The following is a 25,485-nucleotide window of genomic DNA, read 5'->3' as shown; positions in this document are numbered from 1 at the left end:
TTTTCCCCAGAAAATACGCTTATCACGGTATACAAAAAAGGTCCGGAACCGAAGTCCAGACCTTTCCATATGTCATGCGGAATATTAACGACGTTTTTCTCTGATACGAGCAGCTTTTCCGTGTAATGCGCGCAAGTAATAAAGTTTTGCACGACGCACTTTACCGAAGCGAACAACTTCGATTTGAGCTACACGAGGTGTGTGCAATGGGAATGTACGTTCCACACCGATACCGTTGGAGATTTTACGTACTGTATATGTTTCGCTGATTCCGAATCCGCGACGTTTGATGACTACGCCCTCGAATAATTGGATACGTTCTCTTGTTCCTTCGACTACGCGAGCGTGGACGCGAACAGTGTCTCCAGGACGGAATGTAGGAATATCACTACGTAATTGTCCTTGTGTAATTGCTTCAATCAATGGTAATTGACTCATGTTTTTTTCTCCTTCCAACCGACATTCATACACAATCATTCTGTACAGCGGAATATCGTATTATGGAGCAGTCTCTCTGCTCACCTGTAGAATTCTACCACAATAATTTTGACGTGTAAAGTATTTTTCGTTTACATTGTTTGAAATTTAAGGTGCACTATTGCGCCTAATTGTCGGCCTTTTCTTCCAGCAGTATCTCCGCCAACCAGGCTTGCTGTTTTTTCGACAAAGTGATTTTTCCCAACATTTCCGGGCGTCTCAGCCAGGTTTTGCGCAAAGATTCTTTTTCTTGCCAATCAGCGATTTTCTGGTGGTTGCCGCTGAAAAGCACTTCAGGAACGACATCCCCCCGGAAATCGCGCGGTCGCGTATATTGGGGGTGCTCGAGCAAGCCGGTCGAGAATGAATCAGTCTTGTTCGATTGTTCATTGCCCAATACTGCTGGCAACAGGCGGACTGTAGCGTCGATCATGACCATCGCGCCCAATTCTCCTCCGGTAAGAACATAATCACCGATCGAAACTTCATCCGTAACGTGTTGCTTGATGCGTTCATCAAAGCCCTCGTAATGGCCGCAAATGAAGACAAGGTGCTCTTCTTCGGCAAACTCTTCCGCCAGATCCTGATTGAAGGTTTTTCCGGATGGATCTAACAGGACAATCCTTTTTTTGGTTTCGGGAGACTGGACCTCGATGTCCGTCAGCGCGTCCACGATCGGCTGCGCCCGCAGCAGCATGCCTGCTCCGCCGCCGAAAGGATAATCATCGACGGAATTGTGTTTGTTTTCGGAATAATCGCGGAAGTTCGTGCACGTGATCGAAACACGCCCGCTCTCGATCGCCTTTCCGATGATCGACTCGGACAAAGGGCCTTCGAACATCGTCGGAAACAATGTCAATACATCTATCTTCATCAGTCCATCATTCCTTCTAGAATGTGGATTGTGACTTGTTTATCTTCCAAAGATACCTTTTCCACTACGGAAGCGATATACGGAACCAATAAATCTTTTCGGCCTGGTTTGGATACAACCCACACATCATTCGCCCCAAGCGGCAAAATTTCTTTGATAATACCCAATTCTTCGCCGGAGTCACTGACGACGGACAATCCGATGATCTCATGATAATAGAACTCGTGATCCGAAAGGTCCTCCAATTGCGATTCGGAAACTCGCAGGATTCCTCCTCTGAACGGTTCGACATCTTCGATCCGATTGTACCCCTCGAATGTCAGCATATTGAAATTCTTGTGCACGCGGTGGCTGGCTACCTTCAGAGTGATTGGCTCACTGTTTTCGCGGAACAAGTAGAGCGTAGCCCCTTTTTTGTAACGTTCATCCGCAAAATCAGTGCTGGAAATGACACGCACTTCACCTTTAAGCCCTTGCGTATTCACAACTTTTCCGACATCATAAAATTTTTCCATTTTTCACCTCTCCTTACATAAATCGTACTGTCAACGTTTCTGTACATAATAAAATAGAAGGGATAAGTGCTACAATTGTATCATCATCCGCTTCTATCTATTCGCTATTAAGTTAGGCATCCACCGAATGGAAACGACCGGATCCGCAATAGAAGCGGATTATTCGGCCCCTTCGATCACAAGGCGGACACGTTTTGTGCCTTTGGTTCTGACACTGTATACAATTGTACGGATCGCCCTAGCGACACGTCCCTGTTTCCCGATCACACGGCCGACATCCTCGGCATCAAGATGCAAATGATATTCCATGAACTCACTTGTCTCTTTGATTTCGATGGACATCTTATCATCGTGGACGATTAAAGGTTTGACAATTGCCAGGATTAAATCTGAAATTTCAGGCATTTAAACCACCCTTTTATTTAGCTAACTTAGAGTCGTGGAATTTTTTCATAATACCTTGTTGAGAAAGTAAGTTACGAACTGTATCAGAAGGTTGTGCACCTTCAGCTAACCATTTCAAAACTAACTCTTCGTCAAATTTAACTTCAGCTGGTTCAACAACTGGATTGTATGTACCTACTTTTTCGATGAAACGTCCATCACGTGGAGAACGTGAATCAGCTACAACGACACGGTAAAACGGGTTTCTTTTAGAACCCATACGTTTTAAACGAATTTTAACTGCCATTTATATAACACCTCCATATATCTATATCTCACATTTTTATATATTACCAGTTTTCCATTTGCTTGTAAAGTGTTTTCTCTTTACACTTGGAATTATTTTTTCTTTTTCTTCTTTTTGTTCATCCGTCTGGCCATTTGCTGCATGGCCATCTTACCCATCTTGCCTTTTGGTCCTTGTCCAAGGAGACCTTCCATCCCTGCAAAATTGCCTTTGGACATCTTGTTCATCATTTCCCTAGATTCGTTGAACTGCTTGATCAGACGGTTGACTTCCGCCAATGACCTTGCGGAACCTTTCGAGATCCGTCTGCGTCTGCTCTGCGACAGAAGCTCGGGATTTTCGCGTTCAGCAGGCGTCATCGAAAGCACAATCGCCTTCATGTGGGCCACATCTTTGGGATCGATTTTCATTTTGTCCAATCCCGGAACGTTACTCATGCCCGGAATCATCTTCAGGAGGTCCTCAAGCGGCCCCATGTTGGTGACTTGATCCATCTGCTCGATGAAATCATTGAAGTTGAAGGTATTCTCGCGAATTTTCTCGGCCATTTCCGCCGCTTTTGTCTCATCAAAATCTTGTTGCGCCCGTTCGATCAACGTCATCAGATCGCCCATGCCCAGGATTCTGGAAGCCATGCGTTCAGGGTAGAACGGTTCAAAGTCTTCCAACTTTTCGCCTTGACCCGTAAATTTGATCGGTTTACCGGTTACAGAACGGATGGATAGCGCAGCCCCACCACGTGTATCCCCGTCCAATTTGGTAAGGATGACACCGGTTATGCCAAGCTGTTCATTGAAGGATTGCGCCACATTGACGGCATCCTGTCCTGTCATCGCATCTACCGTAAACAGGATTTCCGTAGGATTGACGGCAGCTTTGATGTTCTTCAACTCTGTCATCAACACTTCATCCACGTGCAGTCGTCCTGCCGTATCGATGATGACCAAATCGCGTCCATCGAGTTTGGCTTGCTCAACTGCTTGCTTCGCTATATCAACCGGATTGGCTTCGGTACCCAATGCATACACCGGGAAATCCAATTGTTTGCCCAATGTCTGCAACTGATTGATTGCTGCTGGACGATAGACGTCGGCTGCGACCAACATGGGACGTTTGTTCTCTTTTTTCTTCATGTAATTGGCTAGTTTCCCGGCTGTGGTGGTCTTACCTGCACCCTGCAGGCCGACCAGCATTACGACAGTCGGTGGCTTGACAGAAAATTGGAATGGTTCCTGCTGTCCGCCCATCAATTCCGTCAGTTCTTCGTTGACGATTTTGATGACTTGCTGTGTCGGTGAAAGCGATTCGAGTACGTCCGAGCCCAATGCTCGTTCATTCACTTTTTTGACGAATTCTTTTACGACTTTAAAATTCACGTCAGCTTCTAGCAAAGCCAGACGTACTTCACGCATCATTTCCTTCAGATCGGCTTCCGTAATTTTACCTTTTTTGCCGATTTTGGTCATCGCGCCTTGGAGACGCTCGGATAACCCTTCAAATGCCATATTTGCCACTTCCTTACTGTTTATTCGTCTTTGTCATCCAGTTCTTCCAGATTATTGATCAAGCTCTGCAAAGTTCTGTCTGCGGGATATTTTTCTTCGGCATAGTTCGCCAATTCGTCCAATTTTTTGTTTCGGAGGCTATAGTTTTGCGCCAATTTCAATTTCTGTTCATAATCCATCAGAATTTTTTCGGTGCGCTTAATATTATCGTACACTGCCTGCCGGCTTATCGCGAATTCTTCAGCGATTTCGCCCAACGAATAGTCATCGCCATAATACAAAGAAAGATAGCCTTTCTGTTTATTCGTCAACAGGACATTATAGAATTCATAAAGAGTATTCATATTATTGGTTTTTTCCAGTTCCATCAGAATACCTTCCTTCTCGTACGGATTGTCAAGAAAAAAACTTTACACTTCATTAGATTACCGATTTTGCGGGGCTTAGTCAACTATAAATTGCACTGACGCTGTGTTGCCGCAACAAAAAGTAAGATCAGACCGGCAATCGCAACGGGATTGCCGGCCTGACCATGCTTCTGTAACCTTTTGCTTCTGAAGTGTGCCGCATTGGAATGGACAAACCACTTCGTTATTTTTTCTCAAGCAGATCTTTTACTAATCCGTAGATATACTGTTCCGGATCGAAAGCCTGTAGATCGTCCAAACCTTCGCCCAGACCGACGAACTTGACGGGTATATCCAATTCCTGGCGGATCGCCAGGATGACACCGCCTTTAGCCGTGCCATCCAACTTCGTCAGTATCAAGCCGGTGACATTCGTCGTTTCCTTAAATTGCTTCGCTTGTATCAAAGCGTTCTGACCCGTCGTGGCATCAAGCACCAACAACGTTTCGGTTGCGCCGCCGGGTATTTCTCTGGCGATGATCCGATTGATCTTCTCCAATTCTTTCATCAGATTCACTTTGTTCTGCAGTCTACCCGCTGTATCGATCAGCAGATAGTCGTAGTTTTCTTCTTTGGCTTGCTTCAACGCATCATACACGACGGAAGCGGGATCGCTTTTCGCATCGCTCGTCACGACAGGGACGCCGACACGTTGCCCCCAAACTTCCAGCTGTTCGATTGCGCCGGCTCGGAAAGTATCTCCGGCGGCCAACAAGACACTATTGCCTTGGTTCTTCAACTGATAAGCGTATTTACCGATGGTCGTCGTTTTCCCCACTCCGTTTACGCCTACAAACAGGATGACGGTCGGCCCATTTTCATTTACTTTGATGGTAGGCAATTCCGTCTGGCCTTTTTCATAGATTTCAACCATTTTTTCGATGATGACATTCTTCACTTGTTCTCCAGTGCGCACGTTCTTCATTTTGACTTCATCACGCAGCACATCCGAAAGTGCCAGCGTCATATCAAAACCGACGTCTGCGGATATCAGCGTTTCCTCCAAGTCGTCAAAAAACTCTTCATCCACCTCTCTGAAGCCGGCGAATAGTTCATTCATTTTCTCTGAAAAGCTTTTGCGCGTCTTCTCCATGCCTTTGTCGAATTTGTCGATGACAATCTTATTTTCTTCGGTTACCGGTGTCTGAACGACATCTTCACCTGTAAATGCGCGTTTTATGCGATCAAATAATCCCATCTGAACACTTCCTTTCTTAATGGCAACCTCATTTTACGCAAAAACGAACGTTTCGATTGCGTGTGCAACGCCATCTTCCCCGTTTGTCTTCGTGACGAAGCTCGCCCGTTTCTTGATTTTGTCGGGAGCATTGCCCATCGCGACGCTTACGCCTGCAAAATCCAGCATCGCCAAATCATTCTCTTCATCTCCGCAAGCCATGACCTCATCGGCAGTGATGCCCAGATGATCGCATAAAGCCGCGATGCCATTGCCTTTGTCGACTTCGGGGTGCATGACTTCAAACAGAAGCGGACGTGATTTCATCATCGAATATTTGCTGTAGAAGTCCGCCGGTATTTTGGCGATTGCTTCATCCAAAACAGCAGGTGCGATACAAAAAACAACCTTATTGAACGCATGCTGTTCCTGAAAGTCTTCAATCTTTTTTTCAACGAACGGCAAACTCGAGCTTTGCAGGCTCTTATACAAGGACTCTCTGCCTTCCGGATACTCAGGTTCGTATACAGACTCCAGATCCAACATGTTCATCGGGATGTTCAGCTCTTTGCTCAGGGCATAGAGTTCCACAATTTGCCCGTAATTCAGTACTTTTTGGGAAATGATTTCCGATGTCTTATTTTTTTGGACCAAGCCGCCATTATAGGTGATCGAGTAATCTTCTGTTTGAAGCAGATCCAGTTCATCCACATAGTCTTTGATACCCATAAGCGGGCGTCCAGTACAAAGGACAATCTTCACGCCGGCTTCCCGGGCGCGTTGGATTGCCTGTTTATTTACTTCACTGATTTTTTTGTCCGGATTCAGCAATGTGCCATCCAAATCGAGTGCTATCAATTTAATCATTTATCTTCATCCCCCTTAACTTATGTCTTCGTAATCTTCAAATTTCACTGATGCCAGTCGGGATACGCCGGAATCCTGCATGGTCACACCATACAATGCATCCGCCTCTTCCATCGTGCCTTTGCGATGGGTGATCACGATGAACTGGGTCAATTCGGTTGATGCTGCCAGATATTTCCCGAAACGGGATACATTCGCTTCATCCAAGGCAGCTTCCACTTCATCCAAAATACAGAAAGGCACCGGTTTGACCTCAATGATGGCAAAGAGGAGTGCAATAGCAGTGAAGGCTTTTTCCCCGCCGGAGAGCAGGCTCAGCTGCTGGAGTTTCTTGCCGGGCGGCTGCGCGACAATTTCAATGCCGGTCTCCAACAGGTCATTCGGATCCGTCAGTTCCAGCGTCGCTTTTCCGCCACCGAATAATTTGGGGAAGGTTTTTTCGAATTGCTTTTTGATCTGAATGAAAGTCTCCTTGAAACGCAAGCGGACTTCATCATCCATTTCATTCATCGTATTGAGCAGGTTCCCACGGGCGGAAAGCAGATCCGTCTGCTGTTCCGAAAGGAAAGTGAACCTTTCCGAAATGCGATCATATTCCTCGATCGCACCCATATTGATCGGACCCAGCTCTTCGATGTCTTTTTTCAGCTTTTTCACTTGGCGGGCGGCCTCTTCAGGCTCTTGAGCTAACTGATGTTCCTGTTTCGCTGCTTCAAAGCTGAGACCGTACTCCTCGCTCAAATGCGCAAGGTGATGATCGATGGCGATTTCATAGCGACCAGCATTTGTTTCCAGCTTGGCATGCTCACTCCATAATTTTTGAAGATTTTTATTTTTTTCGTTCTGTTCGGTTTCTTGAACAGCTCGATTCTGTTCGGTTTGCTTTTTCCGCTCCCGCAGCTGTCTCAAATCTGCATCGAATCCAGCTTTTTCTGCAGTGGTGGACTTCAGCCGCGTCGTAATTTCTTGGATGGTCAGTGTCTCCGTATCGGCCAGTTTGGCGACTTGATCTTGCTTGCCTTTCAGCGCGGTGATGGCTTCCTGCTCCGTTTGGATGCGTTCGGTTGACAGTTTGACATCACGCCGCAATTGTTTTTCCTGCTCCTGCAGCACCGCAAGCTCTTGGTCTGCTTGCTGACGGTTCAACTGAACATCCTGCAGAAGTTTCAAGCGCTCCTCTTCATTCAAGCTGGACTCCGCTATATCCTTTTGAAGCTGATCGATTTCGCTGTTGAGGACAAGCAAATTTTGTTGAGCTTGTGCCAATCGTGTTTGTCTGTCCTCTTTCTCTTCATAGAACATGCGCTTTTCATATTCATGCGCGGCCGATTCTTTTTCTTTCGTTGCGATTTCAGCTGTCACTTGCTGCAGTGAAGCTTCCCTTTGCTGCAGTTCGAACTGTTTTATGGTCACTTTCTGGCGTTTGTCGTCCAGTTCCGTCTGAAGACTTTGTTGCTGCAGCGACCATTTTTCTTGCTCCCGCTTCAGCTGATTGTATTGGACGGACAACTGTTGCACATAATCGGTCAGTTTATTCAGATTGTTTTTACGGGCCAATAAGGATGCCTCTTGTTGACGCCTTGTCGCGCCACCAGTCATTGATCCACCGGCATGGATGACATCCCCTTCCAGGGTCACGATCCGATAGCGGCTCTGTAATTTCTTGGAAATCTGCAAGCCGTCCTGGATATTCGACGCTACGATCGTTGTCCCCAACAGACTGCTGACGATTGCCTTGTACATTTCCTCATGCCCGATTAGCTCATTCGCGATGCCGATATACCCGGTGCTGGCTTCCAAGGTCGTCCGTATAGATGCTGGCAAAGACTTGCCTTGGATGACTGTCATCGGCAGGAAAGTCGCGCGTCCTAAGTGTTGGGCTTTCAGAATGCCGATGCATTGGGAAGCAGTGCGTTCATCTGCAACCACAATGTGTTGCATCGTGGCTCCCAGTGCGATCTCTATGGCTAAGGTGTATTTTTCGGGAACTTGGATCAATTCGGCGACTGGGCCACGGATGCCCGCAACGCTTTCCCTTCTCCTCAGCATTTCCTTTACGCCTTGATAATAACTGGCATAGCTGTCGTCCAACTCCTGTTGGCTTTCGCGCCGGGCTTCCGCCTGCTGCAGATTCCGGGTTACGGTATCAAGCTCCGCGTTCAGTTGTTGGAGCTTGGAGACAAGCTGGAAGCTGTTTTGTTTGCATTCTTGCAGTTCCGATTCCAGATTGGCATTTTCTTCAATAAACTGGACATATTCCTCATCCAAGGATTGCTGTTTCGCTTTGAGTTGGCGCAGATTCTTCCTGAGTTCGTCGCCTTTCGAAAGGAAGCGGTGTTCCTGTTCAGTTGCGAGCGTCATTTCTTTTTCAAGATGGACGGTTGTGTTCCGGTTGCTCGATTGCTCCTGCAGCCTGTTAATGTAATCGTTCCGGAGTTGCTGGACAAGCTCCGCCTTATTTTGGGTCAGCTGCGCTTCTTTTTCGGACAGGCCCTCCCGCTTCGCTGAAAGCCCCTTCCTCGCTTCCACTTTCGCCGCGAGCTCCGTACGCAAGGCCGCTAGATTAGCTTTTTCAATCTTGATCAGCGCCTCTTTTTCAGCGATGATCTGGGCTTGCTCTTCTTGATTTTTTGAAGAGTACATTGCCCGTTGCTGGAAAACTTGCTTTTGCCCTTCCAGCTGCTCTAATTTTTGGATGACAGTGACGTAGCCGGTCTGCAGTGTTTCCAACTGTTCTTCGCACACATCCAACTCCTGCTTCAGTTGCTGCAAGGCAGTCTGCGTACTCGCAAGCGAACGTTCTTCCGTGCTGATTTTTCGGTCGTACTCGCTCAGCTCGCGTTTGCTCATTTGCCACTGCGCGTTCAGCCGTTCAATTTCGGAAGCGGTCAAAGCAATTTCGATTTCGCTAAGTAACGCTTTTTTATCCTCATAAGCCAATGCCGTTTTCCGTTGGATTTCCAGCGGAGCAAGTTGGCTGTTGATTTCATGCAGGATATCCTCAATCCGGTTAAGATGTTCCTCCGTTTGGGACAGCTTGCGTTCAGCGCTCGTTTTGCGGTTCTTGTATCTGGCTACCCCGGCAGCCTCTTCAAGGATGATCCTTCTGTCCTCGGGTTTATTCTGAAAAATCTGTTCCACTTTCCCTTGCGAAATCATGGAAAAAGAGTCTTTTCCGATGCCCGAATCCATCAATAATTCTGTTATGTCTTTTAAACGGCATGGTTTTTTGTTGATGAAACAATCACTGTCGCCATTGCGGTTGTATCTCCTCGTGATACTCACTTCGCTGAATTCCAACGGCAGGAATCCGTCCTCGTTGTTCAGGATGAGGGTAACCTCCGCAATGTTGACAGGTTTGCGTGTCTGCGATCCAGCAAAAACGATGTCGTCCATTTTTTTCCCGCGCAGATTTTTTGCAGATTGTTCCCCCAACACCCAGCGGACAGCTTCTGAGAGGTTGCTTTTCCCGCTCCCGTTCGGCCCTACAACTGCTGTCACACCTTCATCAAATTCGATTACGGTTTTGTCGGCGAATGATTTGAAACCCGACATTTCTATTCTTTCAAGATGCAAAGATAACATCCTTTCCGGTGAAACTTGCTTTTCATTTTTTTATAGATTCCAAAGCGTTTTGTGCCGCTTTCTGTTCTGCTGCTTTTTTGCTTGGGCCTTGTCCTTGGCCCATGACTTTTCCGAAAGCTCGCACTTCCACGTCAAACTGTTTTGCATGAGCCGGACCGTCTTCGTTCAGGAGGATGTATTGTATATCCACATCCCCATTTTTTTGCAGTTCTTCCTGAAGGCTGGTTTTGTAATCCATCACATGTGAAAAAGCATCCTCTGTTAACTTCGTGATCATGACTTGATTAATGAATTTTCTGGCGGCTTCGATTCCTTGGTCTAGGTATACGGCTCCGATGAATGCTTCGAATACATCACATAGCAAAGCCGGACGTTGCCTTCCGCCCATATTCTCTTCCCCTTTACCCAAACGGATATAGGAGTCGAAATGGCAGTCCTTCGCGAAGGCCGATAAACTGGGTTCACAGACAATCTGCGCACGCAGACGGGTCATTTTCCCTTCGTGCCACATATCATAGGTATGAAATAAATAATCGGAGATGACGACTTCCAAAACTGCGTCGCCTAAAAATTCCAATCGTTCATTGTCCTGCAATGCCAGATGACGATGCTCATTCACATAAGATGAATGGGTAAATGCTTCATGCAAAAGTTTCTCATTGCTGAAAACAATCGAGAAATCAGTTGCTATTTGTTTGACTATTTTTTCCAATTCGTTCCCTCCTTTCCTTGAATGGACTCCTTACTGTCAAGGTACTTTTGAAAATAGAGTCCTTTTTCATTATACGACAAATGCTTGCCATAAGCACGTAAATTTCGTTTTCGAACAGTCTGTCCGTTCTCATAAGAAAGAGGCTCAGACGAAAGTCCGGGCCTCTTCCTCATTTCTGATAAATAAACTAAACGTACGCTACCGAATAGGGTCTTCTGACGTCAGTTCGATGGTTTCCCATCCTCTGGTTGCACCATAGCGGATATTGAAGTTCTTGACGCGGTTATTGACAGCAAAAATCTGCGTACGCCAGAAAGTAGGGATGACAGGAACTTCCTCAAACAGCAATGCTTGCCATTCTCGATAGATTTCCATCCGCGCATTTTCGTCCAAGGTAGCCTCAGCGTTGATCTGATCCAATAAGGTGTCATTCTTTTCGTTAGTCCACCGGGTATAATTTAGAGAACTGGAACGACCAAACATTTCGGTCGGATTGGGATCCATACCTGTTTTCCAAGTTGCTTGATAGACATCAATAGCCGGACTGTCGGATGCAAGCATGTCATGGAACTTCTGATATTCAATCAATCTTCCTGTAGCGAGCGAGACATCCAAACCGATTTCTTGCCATTGCTGGATATAGTAGGCAACAACCGTCTCCGTAGCGTCTCCACCTGCCACGGCCGCAAAGCTGATTTTGAGCGGCTCTCCGTCCGGCGTTTCTCGAAAACCATCGCCATCCTTGTCCAAATAGCCAGCCTCATCCAGTAGCTCTACGGCCTTTACAGGATCGTAACTGAAGCCCATGGACTCATTCTCACTGAATCCTTCAAAGGCTGGCGGAATCATAGCGTTTGCCGGTTGCTGCAGCCCGTCGAATAGGACCGCAGCAACAAATTCATTGTCCAGTGCATACGCCATCGCTTGTCGCAAAGCCGCATTCGCCATTTTTGAACTCAGATTAAGGTTGTTGTTGCCTGATTCAATATCTTGGGAACCTAATTTGAACCCGATGTAAGTTGTCGCCAATTCTTCTCTGCCCAGCAAGGTTATATTGTCGAAATCCTTGTATCTTTCGTAAGAACTTGCCGGCATGATAGCGATGTCGTAATTTCCTGCTTCCATTTCGGATACGACCGTTGCCGCCCCGACTACTTCAACAAGGATATTATCCAGTTTCGGTTTCCCTTTCCAATAATATTCATTAGCTTCAAAAAGGACCGACTCGCCTGGAACAATGGTTTTGACCCGGAACGGACCCGTTCCTACCGGTTGTTCACGCAGTTGCAAGGCATTCATCATTTCGGATACGGCAATACTTTCCAGTTGGTGCCTTGGTAGTGGTTGGCTCCACACGGCTCCTCCTGCCTGCATGAGGGACGGATTCCATTCTTCGAAAGCGATGGTGAGATGCGTATCATCCAATACTTCGATACCGACAATTGTATCTGCAGTGCCTTCATGGTATGCGGTCATGCCCACGATATTCGCAAAAGTCGCTCCATAAAGAGATCCGGCATAGTCCGGATGCCCGATCACCTCATAGGCATACAGGATATCATCAACTGTAAGTGCCGCTCCATCAGACCACTTCAGGTTATCCCGTAACGTGATCGATACTGTTTTTAAATTTTCATTGCGCACAAACGTGGCCATGCCATCTTGCGTAAGCTGAAACTTCTCATCATACGAAAAAATGGATTCATGGGAAAAACCCATGAGTTCTTCGTCATAAGAATCTTCGGAAAAAACGGGACTGAAAATACCTTGGAAGGAGGATTCGGCAACCAGAGCGTATTTCAACACTCCGCCGGCGATGGCAGGAGCATCGCTGTTCATGACAGTATCGAATTCTTGTATGACAGCTGATGAATTGGACAAGTCTCCGTCCGTTTCCAATAGGATATCCTTGTTTCCGCAACCGGTCAACAGCGTAGCCAACAAGAAAGGAACAATCATTTTATTCAGCATACCTCATCCTCCTTCTTATCCTTGCATTTGTTTAGCATCTGCCGCCCGCCGCAATGCTTGTCCGACATAAATGATGGACAACAGTACTGCAAAGATGAGTATGGATGCTGGTAACCATACCCATACATAGTTTTCAAAGACTGTGGGGGAAATGGCATAGCGCAATAAATTACCTATGCTCGGCATGCTGTATGGTAACCCTAAGCCCAAAAAACTCAAACCTATCTCCATCCCTATATTTCTTGCCAAGGACATCGTCGTATTGATAATGACCAGGGAACTTAAATTAGGCAGAATTTCACGGGCCATGATAAGCAAGTCGTTTGTCCCTGAAGTTCTGGACGCTCGCACATAGTCATGTTTGGCCTCCACACGCGTCCGGTTACGAAAAACCTTCGATTTCCCAGCCCAGCTAAATGCGCTCATAAGTAATATGAACGTAAAAAAATTGTATTCCGATACGATGGCTACCAGCACGAGAACCAATACACTTGCAGGAAGAAACATGATGGAATCAACAAATCGCATAAGCAGGACATCCAGAACTCCACCGTAATAGCCTGACAACAGACCCAATCCTATTCCGATAAATCCGGTCAAGACTGTCACGGCGGTCCCAGCCACAATCGAGGTGCGCGCTCCCAGCAAGATTTGGCCCAGTACATCCCGTCCTGCTTCATCAGTCCCCAACAGATGGCTTTTCCCCGGCGAAGCGTACCTGTTCAATAAGTCTATTTGCAGGACTTGACTCTCATTAAAAAAAAGAGAGCCAACAAAGACCAAAAACAAGAGCAAAACGAGCGTTCCAAAAGCAATGACCGCCAATTTGTCTTTTCGGAATTCCCTTAGCATACCGCGGAAATCAACAACTATTTTGGTTTCCTCATTCACTTCGTGGCCCAAACGGTTCTCGCCTGCCGCAATGGAGGCAAGCTCCGTCTTCAACTCTTCCATTCTTCCTGCTTTCTTTTCTTCCTCTGTATTCAACATATCCCCCCTTCTTCTTGCTATCTTATCCTGACGCGCGGATCCGCAATGGTCAAAATGATGTCAGATACTACCGTACCGATCAAAGCAGCCAGCCCATAAATCAGCAACAAGGCTACAATGACACTGAAATCGCGTGAATCTAAAGAACTGATGAACAATCGGCCGATACCCGGATAGGAAAAGATGTATTCGATAAAGATGCTGCTCCCTATGAAACCGGTAATGTCATAGCCCAACAGAGAAGTTACCGGCATACTAGCGTTCCTGAAAATGTGCCTCCGATACACAATACTCTCCGGAACACCTTTTGAGCGGGCCGTCAGCACATAATCTTCTTGCTTTGCCTCGATGATACCCGACCTTAAACGCTGGATGTTGCCTGCAGATGCGGAGAGGGCAAAAGTGAGCGCCGGCAAAGCTAAGTGGTTGAGCCTATTCCAAAGAGTGGCAAATACACCCTGCGTTTCCGGCAACAAGGGCATCCCCCGCGTCGGAAACAATTCCAGTTGAAATCCAAAAAGCCAAACAAGCAGCAAGGCAACAACAAATATTGGCAACGCAAAACTGATGTTGTTCAAAAAACGAATGATTTTATCTCCCATAGAGCCATTAAAACGCCCTGCATAAATGCCAAGCGGAACAGCGATCAGATACGATAACAAGAGTGAGGACCCTGCCAACCAGAGCGTGTTGCCAATCCTTGCGCCAATCAAAACCTCCACAGGCATCCGGTAAGTGTAACTGAGGCCGAAATCCCCGCTGAGCATATTTGTGATCCACTGCAGATACCGAATGTACCAAGGATTGTCCAGGACCGCGCTCGCTTTGATCGCGTCAACGCTGCTCTGGTCCATCCCCGGAATGATCAGCCCAGTCAGAGGATCTCCAGGCATCCATTGCGCCAGTGCAAACACCAATAAACTGAACGCCAACAGTTGCGGAATGAGCAAGAAGAAGCGTCTCAGAATTCTGTTCCACATCGTTAACGCTCTCCTTTCGATGGTTTTCCGGCAATCCGATGCGTTTTCGATAACGGGATCAAATCCCCAACACGACCGTCCTTCGCCAGATAACTTTCCATGCTTTGTTTATATTCTGATTCTATTTCCCGCCGCAAACGCTTATGCAACTCCCGGTTGCCCGGATCCAAGTTCGGAATTGCGGAAAGGAGCCGTTTCGTGTAGATGTGCTGCGGGTTGAGATAGATGTCCTGCCTGTCTCCGTATTCCACGAACCTTCCTCGGTACATGATGGCCAATTCATCGCACATCTGCTTCACGACGCCTAGGTCATGAGAAATGAAAAGATAGCTGAGTTTATATTGTTCTTGGATGCGTTTCATGTAATTCAGCACTTGCGCCTGAACGGAAAGATCCAATACCGAAACGGGTTCATCAGCTATGACAAATTTTGGCCTTAATGCAACCGCCCTTGCCAATGCAATGCGTTGCCTCTGTCCACCAGTGAATTCGTGAGGATACTTCCGCAGCGCATCTTCCGGCAACCCTACCATTTCCAGCAATTCCAGCACGCGTTTTTGCTCTTCCTGCTGGGAAAACTGCTCAAAATTATGCAAAGGTTCAGAAATGATCTGTCCAATTTGCTTTTTCGGATTCAGACTCGCACCCGAATCTTGAAAAATCATCTGGACATTGCGTTTGTGCGCTGATTTCCGCTTCCCTATCGCAGCGGTTACGTCAGTGCCCTCATAAATGATTTGGCCGGCAGTGATCCGCTCCAATCCTACGATTGCTCTTCCTACAGTTGATTTTCCGGACCCCGATTCGCCCACCAGACCGTAATTTTTTCCTTCTTCCAGGGACAGACTAATGCCGTCGACGGCTGCAAGATTCCTTTTGCTGGATAAGAAGCCGCTCTTGAGCGGGTAGTGAACCTTCAAATCTTTGATTTCCAAAAGTCCCATCTTATTCACTCTCCCCTTCAAAACGGAACGACTCATGGCACGTGCACCTGACAAAGTGCCCTTTAGAAATCTCGTGCATTTTTGGTGATTGTTCATGAGCGGAAAAGGGAATCCATGGAATCCGTCCGGCAAAACGACAGCCCTGCTTGGGCAACTGCTGCAAGGAAGGGACATCCCCTTGAATTACATACAGCTCCCCAGAATCCGATTCGAGTGCGCCACTGGCTTGCGGCATCGAACGCAACAATGAACGCGTATACGGATGCTTCGGTTCCGTGAACAGATCAACGACAGCGGCTGTTTCGACAATCTGTCCCGCATACATAACGGCTACTCTGTCTGCAATCTCGGCTACAACGCCTAAATCATGGGTGATCAGGATGATCCCCGCACCCGTGTCGTCCCTTACTTCGCTCAACAGATCCAATATTTGAGCTTGAACAGTAACATCCAAAGATGTCGTCGGTTCATCGGCGATGATTATCGGCGGAGCACAGGCGACAGCGATGGCAATGCCGACCCGTTGGCGTGCTTCACCGGACAGCTCATGCGGGTAGCGTGTGGCTGTTCCTTCCGGATCCTCCACCTTTACTTGGACCAACAATTCGCTCACACGTAGCGCACGTTCCTCTTTTGTCATCCTGGAATGGTAAAGCAGCACTTCTTCTACCTGTTCACTTACCGTCATCAAGGGATTGAGGGCCGAAAGAGGATCTTGAAAAACCATCCCGATATCGTTTCCTCTTATGCGGTTATAAAGAGCTTCATTCAGATCGATGAGATTCAGGTTCTGATAGATGATTTCTCCCGAAATTCGGGTATTCGCCTTATTGTGGAGTCCGACGATTGTTGTTGCCAGTGTACTCTTCCCGCAGCCGGACTCTCCGACAATCGCCAAAATTTCATTTTTTTCCAGACTGAAGGAAACATCGTCCACTGCATCGTAATAGTTCTCCTGCATCCGGAATGCGGTGTGTAATGCGTTTATCTCCAGCAAAGGTCTTCCAAGTCCCATCGTGCGCCTCCTTCCATGCTTATATAACTAACTTGATGAAATATCTCCTAACATTATACGTTTAAGCACATTCAAAAACAACCGCTATTTCATTCAGTTTTAATGCATTTCATATTTCTGCCATAATCAGCCCTCTTGGCCTGAAAAAAAAGCAACATTGGCATTTGAAAACCGTCAACGTTGCTTCTGTCGTTAAATTATTGCGATCCTTATTTTTGAGAATCGATGTAGTCGACTGCATCTCCTACTGTGATTATCCTCTCAGCATCTTCATCGGAAATCTGTACAGCAAAGACATCTTCCAGTTCCATAACGAGTTCAACAATATCCAATGAATCCGCCCCAAGGTCGTTTTGGAAAGTCAACTCTCTCGTAACTTTTGCTTCATCGACACCGAATCGTTCAATAACCATCTTGGCTACTCGCTCAAAAGTATTTGTATCTGCCAAGCGTTACACCTCCATTATCGTTCCATAACCAATTACATCACATTTACTGAAAATATTTTGTAAAGGCTCACATCTATTTTACCCATACGCTAATCTTTTGTCTATATTTTTTTATTCCTGCTCAGTTTTGCTTACAGGCTGGGCGTTCATTTCATCAAAGTGCTTCACGACGTCATCGATAACGTTTGAACTGATGATTTTACGGATCTGCTTCACTGTATGGTAGACAGCGATTTTATCCGCAGAGCCATGCGTCTTGACGACAGGAGCCCGCAATCCGAACAGCACGGCTCCTCCATGCTTCGAATAATCCATCGTATCTTTGATTTCCGAAAAGGAATCCTTGATCAGCATTGCGCCGATTTTTGTCTTCAGACCGCCTGAAAGCAATTGGGCTTTAATCAACTTCAACAAGGACATTGCCGTTCCTTCCATCGTTTTCAGCACCGCGTTCCCGGTGAAACCATCCGTCACGACGACATCCGCAGCGCCAAGCAAAATTTCCCGCGCTTCCACATTGCCGGTGAAATTGATTTCGGAGTCCGCTTCCAGCAATGTATAGGCTTTTTTGGACAGTTCGCTTCCCTTCGTCGCTTCCGAACCATTGTTCAACAAAGCGATTCTCGGGTTGTCGATGCCTTGCACAAACTTGGCATAATACGAGCCCAAAAGGCCGAACTGGTAGATGTTTTCCGGTTTGCAGTCAGCATTTGCGCCTGCATCCATCAGCAGGAATTGTGCATTCTCCTTCCCAATGACGGGCAGAATCGGCATCAAGCCGGGTCTGTCGATTCCTTTGATCCGGCCGATGATCAATAATCCAGCTGCCAAAAGCGCACCCGTATTACCTGCCGAAAACAATGCGTCGGCTTCTTTATTTTTGACTGCTTGTGCAGCAAGCACCATCGAAGCTTGTTTTTTCCTGCGGATTGCCTTCACGGGTTCATCGTCACTCTCAATCTTTTCGGTCGTATGAATGATCGTGATTTTCCCATCTTCAACATATTGAGTCCCTAACGCTTTGCGAATTTTGGCTTCGTCACCAAAAAGTAAAAATTCTAAATCATTAAATTCTTTGGCAGCCATTAAAATGCCCTCTACTATTGCTTGCGGCGCAAAATCCCCGCCCATCGCATCGACAGCGATTTTCATAGATTGTATACCTCACTTTTGTTAGTTTCACTGTAATCTCTTCAACTTCTCTTTTTCGCGTTCGACTGCTTCCCGCAAACTTTCGTAGGCAGGGTTGCTTTCAAAGTCTTGTTCGCGCGTGATTTGGATAGCGTCATTGTGAGCAATATCCAGGATTACGGCATCCCTCACGATGTCTCCAGATTTGAAATCGGGCAAGCCAGATTGTTTGTTTCCGAAAAGATCGCCGGGTCCACGCAATTCCAAATCGCGTTGACTCAGGTAAAAACCGTCAGTCGATTCCACCATGATGCGCATGCGTTCCTTGCCGTTATCGGTTTTCGGATTTGCAACCAGCACACAATAGGATTCTATGTCTCCCCGGCCGACTCGCCCCCGCAATTGGTGGAGCTGGGATAACCCGAATCGATCGGCATCCTGGATGACCATCACTGTTGCATTTGGCACATTAAGACCGACCTCTATGACTGTCGTTGATACCAGCACCTGCAGCTCGTTGTTTTGGAAACGGCGCATGATTTGATCCTTTTCTTCGGACTTGAGACGGCCATGCAACAGACCGATTTGGTATTTCCCTTTGTAATAGGCTGTCACGGCTTGATGCACATCTTCCGCGTTCTTGACATCAAGCGACTCGGATTTCTCGATCAGAGGTGTGATGATGTACGCCTGTTGTCCATTATCCATCTGTTTCCGGATGAACTCAAGCACATTTTCAATCTTATCCGATTTGTTCCAGATGGTTTTGATCGGTTTTCTGCCGTCGGGCATCTGGTCAAGCACCGAAACGTCCATTTCACCCATCGTAGTAATCGCCAATGTTCTCGGGATCGGCGTGGCAGTCATATATAAAACATTCGGGTTGTTCCCTTTTTCGTTCAGCTTGTGCCTCTGTTGAACACCGAAGCGGTGCTGCTCATCGGTAATGACCAAACCAAGGTTGGCAAAAACGACATCCTCTTGGATCAGTGCATGCGTCCCGATGAGGATATGCAAGTCCCCTCCTGCAAGCCGGTTCAACAATTCTTTTCGGTCCTTTGCCTTCGTGCTGCCGGTAAGCAGGGCAACGGAGACATCGGTATATTCGAACAGGCTCTGCAGGGTGCGATAATGCTGTTCCGCCAAAATCTCAGTGGGAACCATGAAAGCCCCTTGGTACCCGCCCAAGACGGTTGCCATCAGGGCGATCACCGCTACGATCGTTTTGCCGCTCCCAACATCCCCTTGCAACAGCCGGTTCATTTCATAAGGTTTGCGCAGATCTCGGCATATTTCGTTGACGACCTTCTTTTGGCCATCGGTCAGTTCAAATGGCAAAGTCGCTATGAATCCCTTCAGCTTGTCCACATCATACAGAATCGGAATGCCTCGATTGTTGGTTTTTCGGCTTAACTGCAGCAATTGCAGGCGCACCTGGTAAAGGAAGAATTCCTGATAGATGATTTGCCGTCTCGCTTGTTCTGATTCTTCATCATTTTTGGGAAAGTGCATCGCCCGGATAGCTTCCCGATGGCTCATCAGATGATATGTCTTCAGCAAATGCTGCGGAAGAATCTCGGGAATGACCGGAGAATACAGCTCGATCGCCTGTTTGATCAGATTCAGGACGGTCTGTTGCTTTATCGTCTTGTTGACGTGATAAATGGCCGCATAATCATCCTGTCCGTTCGAACTGCCTAGGATCTTCATACCTGCCAAACTTTGACGTGCGCGTTCCCATTTTCCGAAGATTGCAACCTCATCCTCGAGCAGGATTTTTTGCTTCAGGTAAGGCTGATTGAAGAAGGTTACCGAGATAATGGCATCTTCGATGGCTAATTTGAATGATAGTCTACTTTTTTTAAAACCGTAATGATGTACGACCGGAGCCGTCACGACTTGTCCTTTCAGCGTCACTTTGTCCGAATCCTCGATTTCGTCCAATGTTTTGACTTTTATGTCCTCATAACGGAAAGGAAAATGTGTGATCAGATCATAAATCGAATCGATACCCAACGAATGCAGCGCCTCGACCCTCTTCGGTCCTACATGGGGCAACTCCCCGACTGGATCATAAATATCCAATTGCTTGTTGTCTTCTGCTTCCATCCGTTCGCCTCCTTTCTTCCGGGAGCAGGACAGTTTCTCTGACCAATCGTTTTTGAAAAAGAAAAGCCGAACAGAGAAACTCGTTCAGCTTTTTCAGATTATTCTACAGAAAGAAGATAACTGTATACCGGTTGATTTCCTTCTTGCACTTCCACTTCCAAAAAGTCATATTCAGCTTCGATGACCGACGCAATCTCTTTGCTTTCTTTCTCATCGCTGTCTTCCCCGAAGATGATGGTGACGATTTCGCTGTCGTTCGTGATCATTTTTTTCAGTGTTTCTATCGTTGCAGTTTTTCTGTCCTTGTCGGCAGTCAGTATTTTCCCGTCGACTATTCCCATGAAGTCGTCCTTGGTGATGGTCAACCCGTCAATGACTGTGTCGCGAACAGCATTCGTGATCTGTCCGCTGACAACCTTTTCCAGTTCAGCCGTCATGTTGGCTTTATTGGTTTCCAAGTCCTCTGATTCATTGAAGGCAAGCATAGCTGTAAGACCTTGTGAGATCGTCTTCGAAGCCACTACAACCACATCTGCATCAGAAACCTCGGCAGCCTGATCTGCGGCCATGAAAATATTTTTGTTATTCGGTAAAATGATTGTTTTTTCGGCATTTGTGCTTTCGATCGCCTTAAGGATGTCTTCCGTGCTCGGATTCATCGTTTGTCCGCCATTAATGATCGTGGAGACGCCCATGCTCTTGAACAAGGCATGGACACCTTCTCCGGCAGCTACTGCTATCACACCATAAGGAACTTTTTCAATTTTTTTGGCGGGCGTATCGGCTTTTTCAAGGACTGCATCATGTTGCATGCGCATATTATCCACCTTGATTTTCATCAGAGAGCCGAATTTTTGGCCGTAGTTCATGACTTCCCCTGGATACTCGGTATGCACATGGACCTTCACGATTTCGTCATCCGCAACGACCAATAGGGAATCCCCGATTTCGTTCAGATGATTTCGGAATGTGTCGTAGTCAAAGACATCTGTCACGGTTTCGCCTTCGCCTAGTTTGACCATGATTTCTGTGCAATAACCGAACTCGATATCTTCAGTCGCAATGGAGTGCGAAACATTATGATAATTTTCTTGGTGAGCGATCTCGGTCACGTCTGCTTGCGCGGTGACTTTGTCAGCAGAAGGCACTTTTTCTCCAGTCAATGATTCCAGGAAACCTTCATAAATATATACAAGGCCTTGTCCGCCACTGTCGACGACGCCTACTTCTTTCAATACCGGCAAAAGATCCGGTGTTTTATCCAACGCAATCTGCGCGACTTTGAGTACGGTCGCCATCAACTCAACGATATCATTCGTATGTTCGGCTTTTTTCATACCGGCTTTGGCGGATTCACGCGCAACCGTCAAAATGGTGCCTTCCACAGGTTTCATGACCGCTTTATAGGCTGTCTCAACGCCGTGGGAAAACGCTTCGGCAAAATCAGTTGTATTCAAGGTTGTTTTTCCTTCGATCGCCTTCGAAAAGCCTCGGAACAGCTGGGATAAAATGACGCCCGAATTCCCTCTAGCCCCCATCAATAAGCCTTTAGCCAAGTCCGATCCTAATTGATCTATTTTTGTAGCATTCGACAGCCTGACGCGTTCAGCTCCGGATGTGAATGATAGATTCATGTTTGTGCCCGTATCTCCATCCGGAACAGGGAACACATTCAAAGAATTCACATATTCTGCATTCTCACTAAGGCGTTCGGCGCCGATTGCGACCATCGCCTTAAAGTCTTCCGCTGTTAATTCAGTTTTCTTCACCTTATAATCCTCCTTCACCATAAAGCATGGTGATCTGTAATCTTTAGTCCTTTAATACTCTGACGCCTTGGACGAACACATTCACTGTATTCGCGGAAAAGCCCAACATCATTTCAAGATTATATTTGACTTGTGTTTGAACATTCCGGCAAATTTCAGAAATTTTTGTTCCGTAGAGTACAATGATATAAACATCAACAGCTACTCCATTTTCTTCTTGGCGAATCACGGCACCGCGTGAATAGTTCTCTTTTTTCAATATTTCACTGATATTATCTCTGATTTGATTTTTGCTGGCCATGCCGACCACGCCATAATTATCCGTTGCGGCGCCGCCTACTACCGTAGCGATTACGTCGTTCGATAAGTCAACCATCCCATATTGTGTTTGGATTTTAACTGCCATTTATAATAGCCTCCTTAATGTATGCACACAATCGTTAATTACAAATTATGATAGCATATTTTATACAAAAGAAATAACTTTTTGCGATTAAATTTCTTATTTCCGATCGATTTACGGCATTTTTGACTTTTTTTCGAAATATTTTCAGAGTTTTCTCATCTCCCGTCCCATCCTCAATGAGGACAACCAAATGTGGATATTTGATGAGTACATGATAAAAAAAAGAGCTGTCAAGTATTTTTCCTTTAAAACAGTTGCATTCACTTTTGAATTATGATAAATTAATCAAGTGTATGAATTGGAAAGAAGCTTTGCTTCTGTAACAGCAAAGGAGGAAAGAAAATGTCAAAAGAATGTTTCGTAACAGGACGTAAAAGCCGTTCAGGTAATAACCGTTCCCACGCTATGAACTACACTAAACGTACTTTCAAGCCTAACTTACAAAAAGTTCGTATCTTAGTCGATGGAAAACCTAAAAAAGTATGGGTTTCAGCTCGAGCTTTGAAATCTGGTAAAGTTGAAAGAGTATAAAAATATAGATGAGCCCCGGGACCATGCCATGATTCCAGCTCATCTTTTTTTATTTGAAGTTTAAATAAAGGAAAGAGGCCCCTTCAAAATCGCGGCCTCTTTTCTTTATTTGCGTTTGTCAACACTTTGGATGACGGCCAGAAGACCTGATTCAAAAGAAAAGTGCATCTCAGCCTCTTCAAACTCATTGCTGACCAATGCTACCGGATAAGCATAATCTTTTCCATTCAAAGGATAAGCAACTCCGGTCAGGGTCAATTGTTTGATTGGGGTCATGCCAATGAACGACAAATATTTTTTATCCGTTTCTTTTTCCAGCACATAACTGCCTGGCATATAAAACCGCAAGGTATTATGCCGATCCATTAGGCTGATTTTACCGTCCATCCCTTTCACGAGCGGATGGAACGCCAACCATAAATTGCTCATCAAATGGTCCAAACGCCCCCCGAAGGCACCCAAAAGAATGATTTCCTCCGGCTTGAACGTTTCAATCGCAAAGGCAATGGCGGCCTCAGTATCCGTTTCATCTTTTTGCGCAGGCAGAATGCGGCAGATGTGACTTTTCAGTTTGATGTCTTCCAATTCTGCCGGGCTAACGGAATCAAAATCACCGATGGCCGCATCGAAATGTGTGAGCAGTTCCGCAAGCGTCAACGCTCCCCTGTCCGCACCGATTAACCGATGGCTTTTCGAATAGCGGTGGATCAAGGCGGCGACATCCGTCTGGTCTCCGCCAACCACAATCACTACTTTTTCAGACCGCATTATGGCAAGCATCCTTCAATCGGCTGATGGCAGCTGCTGGATTTTCGTCGTCATAAATGTAGGAACCGGCTACGAATACATCCGCCCCCGCCTGAATGCACTTGACGATTGTCTCATGTGTAATACCGCCATCAACTTCGATTTCGTAATGATACCCATGCTTTTCGCGCAAGGAAGCCAGCTCTTGGATTTTGTCCAAGGTGCTTTCAATGAAACCTTGGCCTCCGAAGCCCGGGTTGACGGTCATGACGAGCACCATATCAACGTCGCCCAAAACGGGTTTGATGACGTCTACGCTTGTTCCTGGATTGATGACAACGCCGGCTGCAATATTTTCATTTTTGATCATCTGGATCGCACCATGGATGTGGGCAGTAGCCTCAGCGTGAATCGTGATGATATCCGCACCGGCCCTGGCGAAAGCCGGGATCAGATTTTCAGGTGTGCTTACCATCAAATGGCAATCCAACGGTAATTTTGTGTGCGGACGGATTGCCTGCACAACATTTGGGCCCAACGTCAAATTGGCAACGAATTGCCCGTCCATGGCATCAATATGGATATAATCGGCACCAGCTTGTTCGACCAACTTGACGTCCCGCTCTAAATTCGCGAAATCAGCACTTAATATGGATGGAGCAATTTTCATTTTCACACACACCTTATCTCTTATTTTTTTTTATGTACATCGGCTTGCGTCCGACGATTTCCTCATGGAACTGCAGATAGTGTTCGTACCTGTATGGGGCAACCTCTCCGGAGGCAACCGCCTCTTTCACCCGGCAATTCGGCTCGTTGATGTGCATGCAACCGCCGAATCGGCACTGATCACGCAGCGCTTCAAAATCCGGGAAATAGGACGGCAGATCGACCGCTTCAATATCGATCAAGTCGATTGTACTGAAACCAGGTGTATCAGCAATCAGAGCCTCCCCTACAGGATGCAACTCTACATGCCGCGTCGTATGGCGCCCCCTGCCCAAGGCGGTCGAGATTTCGCCTGTCAGCAAATCCAATTCAGGCATCAACTGATTCAACAAAGTGGATTTTCCGGCACCGGATTGGCCCATAAATACAGCCACGCCTTTACCCATGGTCGTAACTAACTCTTCCAAAGAGGACGCTCCCTCGGGATAATCCGATAAAATCATCGTGTACCCGATTGATTCATAGTAAGTTTTGTACTGCAGCATATCGTTCTTAGCTTTTTCATTTAACAGATCAATTTTTGTAACGTAGATGATTGGACTGATGTTGTTAGCTTCCAGGTAAACCAAGAAACGATCCACCAAATAGGAAGAAAAATCGGGTTCGATCGCAGACATCACAATGACGCCAAAATCGACATTCGCGACAGTCGGACGAATCAATTCATTTTTCCTTGGGTAGATGTCCAACAGAACACCCTCCGTTAAGTTGTCACTTTCGAAATCGACAAAATCCCCAATAAGCGGAGCCATGTTTTTCACGCGGAAGTTTCCTCTTCCTCTCGTCTGATACGTTTGACCGTCCACATACACATAATAAAATCCACTTATTGCTTTCCTGACTTGTCCTTTTTGCAAATCGACAACGCCTCCTTGTTTAGTTCTTTCTCTCTATTCTACACTGT

General features: G+C 46.5%; 25 protein-coding genes. 1 reads left to right on the top strand and 24 read right to left on the bottom strand.

Annotated elements, in window-relative coordinates; genetic code table 11:
* Window positions 1-84: 84 nt before the first annotated feature.
* From rplS to BLV66_RS01300, 21 genes are all read right to left on the bottom strand, one after another.
* Window positions 85-438: a 50S ribosomal protein L19 gene (rplS, locus tag BLV66_RS01400; protein ID WP_086628133.1), complete on the bottom strand. Its 354-nt coding sequence runs from the start codon at window positions 436-438 to the stop codon at window positions 85-87.
* Between the two features lie 166 nt (window positions 439-604).
* On the bottom strand, window positions 605-1,351 hold the full coding sequence (gene trmD, locus BLV66_RS01395; RefSeq protein ID WP_086985287.1) for a tRNA (guanosine(37)-N1)-methyltransferase TrmD: 747 nt from the start codon (window positions 1,349-1,351) through the stop codon (window positions 605-607).
* Complete coding sequence (gene rimM / locus BLV66_RS01390) at window positions 1,351-1,866, bottom strand: ribosome maturation factor RimM (protein ID WP_086985288.1); 516 nt, start codon at window positions 1,864-1,866, stop codon at window positions 1,351-1,353. Before rimM ends, trmD begins: the two co-directional genes overlap by 1 nt.
* A gap of 159 nt (window positions 1,867-2,025) precedes the next feature.
* Window positions 2,026-2,271 (bottom strand): KH domain-containing protein, encoded by a 246-nt coding sequence (locus BLV66_RS01385; RefSeq protein ID WP_086628136.1) that lies wholly within the window; start codon window positions 2,269-2,271, stop codon window positions 2,026-2,028.
* A 13-nt stretch (window positions 2,272-2,284) separates the two neighbouring features.
* Window positions 2,285-2,557 (bottom strand): 30S ribosomal protein S16, encoded by a 273-nt coding sequence (gene rpsP, locus BLV66_RS01380; RefSeq protein ID WP_068560440.1) that lies wholly within the window; start codon window positions 2,555-2,557, stop codon window positions 2,285-2,287.
* A gap of 92 nt (window positions 2,558-2,649) precedes the next feature.
* Window positions 2,650-4,062 carry a signal recognition particle protein gene (gene ffh / locus BLV66_RS01375; RefSeq protein ID WP_086985289.1) on the bottom strand — a complete coding sequence of 471 codons (1,413 nt, stop codon included), beginning with the start codon at window positions 4,060-4,062 and terminating at the stop codon, window positions 2,650-2,652.
* Between the two features lie 20 nt (window positions 4,063-4,082).
* Complete coding sequence (locus BLV66_RS01370) at window positions 4,083-4,430, bottom strand: putative DNA-binding protein (RefSeq protein ID WP_086628138.1); 348 nt, start codon at window positions 4,428-4,430, stop codon at window positions 4,083-4,085.
* 223 nt (window positions 4,431-4,653) lie between these two features.
* A complete protein-coding gene (gene ftsY, locus BLV66_RS01365; protein ID WP_086985290.1) occupies window positions 4,654-5,667 on the bottom strand; it encodes a signal recognition particle-docking protein FtsY in 1,014 nt (337 codons plus the stop codon).
* 33 nt (window positions 5,668-5,700) lie between these two features.
* Entirely contained in the window at window positions 5,701-6,513 is an 813-nt protein-coding gene (gene yidA / locus BLV66_RS01360) for a sugar-phosphatase (RefSeq protein ID WP_086985291.1), read from the bottom strand.
* Between the two features lie 15 nt (window positions 6,514-6,528).
* Window positions 6,529-10,089 carry a chromosome segregation protein SMC gene (gene smc / locus BLV66_RS01355; RefSeq protein WP_176974085.1) on the bottom strand — a complete coding sequence of 1,187 codons (3,561 nt, stop codon included), beginning with the start codon at window positions 10,087-10,089 and terminating at the stop codon, window positions 6,529-6,531.
* 31 nt (window positions 10,090-10,120) lie between these two features.
* Window positions 10,121-10,810 (bottom strand): ribonuclease III, encoded by a 690-nt coding sequence (rnc, locus tag BLV66_RS01350; RefSeq protein ID WP_086985293.1) that lies wholly within the window; start codon window positions 10,808-10,810, stop codon window positions 10,121-10,123.
* A gap of 198 nt (window positions 10,811-11,008) precedes the next feature.
* A complete protein-coding gene (locus tag BLV66_RS01345) occupies window positions 11,009-12,781 on the bottom strand; it encodes an oligopeptide ABC transporter substrate-binding protein (RefSeq protein WP_086985294.1) in 1,773 nt (590 codons plus the stop codon).
* 15 nt (window positions 12,782-12,796) lie between these two features.
* A complete protein-coding gene (locus tag BLV66_RS01340; protein ID WP_245826672.1) occupies window positions 12,797-13,633 on the bottom strand; it encodes an ABC transporter permease in 837 nt (278 codons plus the stop codon).
* Window positions 13,634-13,788: 155 nt separating this feature from the next.
* The gene (locus tag BLV66_RS01335; RefSeq protein WP_086985295.1) at window positions 13,789-14,751 is read right to left on the bottom strand and encodes an ABC transporter permease; all 963 of its coding nucleotides are present in this window, start codon (window positions 14,749-14,751) and stop codon (window positions 13,789-13,791) included.
* A 2-nt stretch (window positions 14,752-14,753) separates the two neighbouring features.
* Window positions 14,754-15,695, bottom strand: a complete 942-nt coding sequence (locus BLV66_RS01330; RefSeq protein ID WP_086985296.1) for an ATP-binding cassette domain-containing protein — start codon at window positions 15,693-15,695, stop codon at window positions 14,754-14,756.
* Between the two features lies 1 nt (window position 15,696).
* A complete protein-coding gene (locus BLV66_RS01325; protein ID WP_086985297.1) occupies window positions 15,697-16,710 on the bottom strand; it encodes an ABC transporter ATP-binding protein in 1,014 nt (337 codons plus the stop codon).
* A gap of 209 nt (window positions 16,711-16,919) precedes the next feature.
* A complete protein-coding gene (acpP, locus tag BLV66_RS01320) occupies window positions 16,920-17,159 on the bottom strand; it encodes an acyl carrier protein (RefSeq protein WP_086985298.1) in 240 nt (79 codons plus the stop codon).
* Between the two features lie 111 nt (window positions 17,160-17,270).
* Window positions 17,271-18,311 carry a phosphate acyltransferase PlsX gene (gene plsX, locus BLV66_RS01315; RefSeq protein WP_086985299.1) on the bottom strand — a complete coding sequence of 347 codons (1,041 nt, stop codon included), beginning with the start codon at window positions 18,309-18,311 and terminating at the stop codon, window positions 17,271-17,273.
* A gap of 27 nt (window positions 18,312-18,338) precedes the next feature.
* Window positions 18,339-20,399 carry an ATP-dependent DNA helicase RecG gene (recG, locus tag BLV66_RS01310; protein ID WP_086985300.1) on the bottom strand — a complete coding sequence of 687 codons (2,061 nt, stop codon included), beginning with the start codon at window positions 20,397-20,399 and terminating at the stop codon, window positions 18,339-18,341.
* A gap of 98 nt (window positions 20,400-20,497) precedes the next feature.
* The gene (locus tag BLV66_RS01305) at window positions 20,498-22,168 is read right to left on the bottom strand and encodes a DAK2 domain-containing protein (RefSeq protein WP_086985301.1); all 1,671 of its coding nucleotides are present in this window, start codon (window positions 22,166-22,168) and stop codon (window positions 20,498-20,500) included.
* A gap of 43 nt (window positions 22,169-22,211) precedes the next feature.
* A complete protein-coding gene (locus tag BLV66_RS01300) occupies window positions 22,212-22,574 on the bottom strand; it encodes an Asp23/Gls24 family envelope stress response protein (protein ID WP_086941655.1) in 363 nt (120 codons plus the stop codon).
* Between the two features lie 342 nt (window positions 22,575-22,916).
* Here BLV66_RS01300 and rpmB point away from each other — a divergent pair, with 342 nt between their 5' ends.
* Complete coding sequence (rpmB, locus tag BLV66_RS01295) at window positions 22,917-23,105, top strand: 50S ribosomal protein L28 (RefSeq protein WP_068562155.1); 189 nt, start codon at window positions 22,917-22,919, stop codon at window positions 23,103-23,105.
* A 105-nt stretch (window positions 23,106-23,210) separates the two neighbouring features.
* On the opposite strand, the gene BLV66_RS01290 is transcribed toward rpmB, so the two are convergent.
* From BLV66_RS01290 to rsgA, 3 genes are read right to left on the bottom strand one after another with little or no spacing between them, the layout of a single operon-like run.
* The gene (locus BLV66_RS01290) at window positions 23,211-23,873 is read right to left on the bottom strand and encodes a thiamine diphosphokinase (RefSeq protein WP_176974084.1); all 663 of its coding nucleotides are present in this window, start codon (window positions 23,871-23,873) and stop codon (window positions 23,211-23,213) included.
* A complete protein-coding gene (gene rpe / locus BLV66_RS01285) occupies window positions 23,863-24,522 on the bottom strand; it encodes a ribulose-phosphate 3-epimerase (RefSeq protein ID WP_086985303.1) in 660 nt (219 codons plus the stop codon). The genes BLV66_RS01290 and rpe overlap by 11 nt, the downstream gene beginning before the upstream one ends.
* Window positions 24,523-24,535: 13 nt before the next feature.
* On the bottom strand, window positions 24,536-25,438 hold the full coding sequence (gene rsgA, locus BLV66_RS01280; protein ID WP_086985304.1) for a ribosome small subunit-dependent GTPase A: 903 nt from the start codon (window positions 25,436-25,438) through the stop codon (window positions 24,536-24,538).
* Window positions 25,439-25,485: the final 47 nt, after the last annotated feature.

Origin of the sequence: Trichococcus collinsii (assembly GCF_900107505.1) — a bacterium.
GTDB lineage: Bacteria > Bacillota > Bacilli > Lactobacillales > Aerococcaceae > Trichococcus > Trichococcus collinsii.
The sequence above is the reverse complement of the archived record's forward strand: the minus strand, read 5'-3'. Positions and strand labels throughout refer to the sequence as shown.